The sequence below is a fragment of the Lentzea tibetensis genome (genome assembly GCF_007845675.1).
GTDB lineage: Bacteria > Actinomycetota > Actinomycetes > Mycobacteriales > Pseudonocardiaceae > Lentzea > Lentzea tibetensis.
Genome location: NZ_VOBR01000084.1, coordinates 1 through 1,839, shown reverse-complemented (window position 1 = coordinate 1,839; position 1,839 = coordinate 1). Strand labels below are relative to the sequence as shown.

Annotated in this window: 1 protein-coding gene; it reads right to left on the bottom strand. The window is 64.2% G+C overall.

Going from position 1 to position 1,839, the window contains the following annotated elements; all coding sequences use genetic code 11:
- Window positions 1-301: 301 nt before the first annotated feature.
- Window positions 302-1,839: hypothetical protein (locus tag FKR81_RS43000; protein WP_222598629.1), on the bottom strand; the 1,538-nt coding region annotated here is incomplete at its 5' end.

Sequence of the window (1,839 nt, the reverse complement as noted above, 5' to 3'; positions counted from 1 at the left end):
CGCCGGTATTGCGAGGGCTGCTAAATTGCCTTCTCCGGGGGACGGAGTGAAAGGCTGCGCCAACTACTCTCCAGGGCATGATCGATGATGACCGTGGGGCACGCCGATCTGGTGTCCTGCCCGGCGAGCGCTTACCTCCACATCGAACTCGCCGACACTTCTCGATCCGAGGACTTCGGTCGTGGGCTGGTGGCGCGACGGCCCTGCCCTGGTTTGTGTGTGATCGATTGCGTGAGAAGTGACGATCTTCACCAGGCAGGGCCGTTGCGCCACCAGCGATGATCAGTTTTGAGTTGCGCTCTTACATCGCTCGTTTCACAGTCGCAGTTTGTTGCGTGGCCCCTGAAGGAATGCGGGTGGAGCTGGTTTTCTCTGTTGGCGAATGGCCGTTCTGACTGTTTTTATTGTTGCCGGTTGATCGCATTTTGGCGTAGGTGGCGGTTGATGGTGGTTCGGGTGTGTCTTGAGCTGGGGTTGGTGATGGGGGGTTTGTGGAGGCGGTGTGGTGCGGGTGTTTATCGGTGGTGGCGGGGTGTCGTTGGTGGATGTTGGTGGGGTTGGGTCCGTAGGTGTTGCGGAGGAGGGGGAATGTCTCTGGCCATTTCTTGTGTGGCCAGATGTGGCTGTTGTTGGTGACGTGGCCGTGGTTGGTGCCGGTGTAGGTGGTGCTGAGTTGGGCGAAGAGTTCGTGTTCGTTGGTGCTGGCGTAGTTGCCGGGCCAGGGGGCGTCGGGTTGCTGGAGCCTGTCGCGGTAGAGGAGTGTGATGTGGTGTTTGTCTGCGTCGTCGAGTGCGTGTTCGTGGATGGCGTGGGCGATCTCGTGGGGCAGGTGGGTGAGGGCGTTGTCGCGGATGGCGATGGTGCGGCCGGTGATGGCGGCGTTCTGGTCGTCCCAGTGGCGTCCGTCGCTGGTGGTGGTGCCGGCGAGGTGACGGAATTCAGGCAGGGCGGTGAGAGGCGTGTCCTTGGGGATGATCACGACGCGGACGCCGGCGTTGAGCAACCGTGCGGCGATGTGCTTGTTCTGCAGCATGAGCGCGGCCTGGTGCTCGGCCTCGCGTCGCACCGTGTCCGGCTGGGTGATCTCGGGTGAGGTCGTGACCAGCGCGGCGGCGGTCATGCACGCGAACTGCTCCGAGCTCAGACGGGGTGCGAGATCCTCTACCGAGTCGGAGAGGTTCTGCCGCGCCGTGTCGCGCTGTTCGGTCGCGATGTCGAGGTACAGCGCCTCGTTGTCCAGCGCGTCCCGCAAGCCGACACGAGCGGCCTCGAGTCGATCCAGGTCACGCAGGGTCGTGTCGGTGAACTGGCCGGCGCTGGTGTACCAATCCGGCAGTGACACCCATGCCAATGCCGCACTGCGCTGAAGGGCTTGGTCGAGCCTCGCCTCGAGGCCGGTCCGGGCTGGGGGGGAGTCGGCGGGTGTGTTCGACAGTTGGTGGGTGATCGCTGCGATCTCGACCAGGTTGCGGAGCTTGTCCGCCTGCTGTGAGCCCACCTGGTTCGTGTCCGCGGCGGCATAGACTGCGCTGATCGCCTTCGCCACCGCTGATGCCGACGTCTCCGCCGTTGCCAGACGCTCCCGCGCCAGCCGCACGAAATCATCACGGTAGAACACGACCCGTGCCTCGGCGGCCTCCACGACGTCGAGTTCAGCCGACAGCCTCACCGCGCCAGCCCGCACCACGGGATTCTCAGCCGGATGCACCTCCGGACGCTCACCCGAGTCCGGATCGATCCACCCCGCACCACCCAGCTCCGACTCGGACCACTCCAGAACACTGCTCAAGCCCGACCCCGACCGCGCCATGAACGGAGGCGCCAAAAAAGAACCATCAG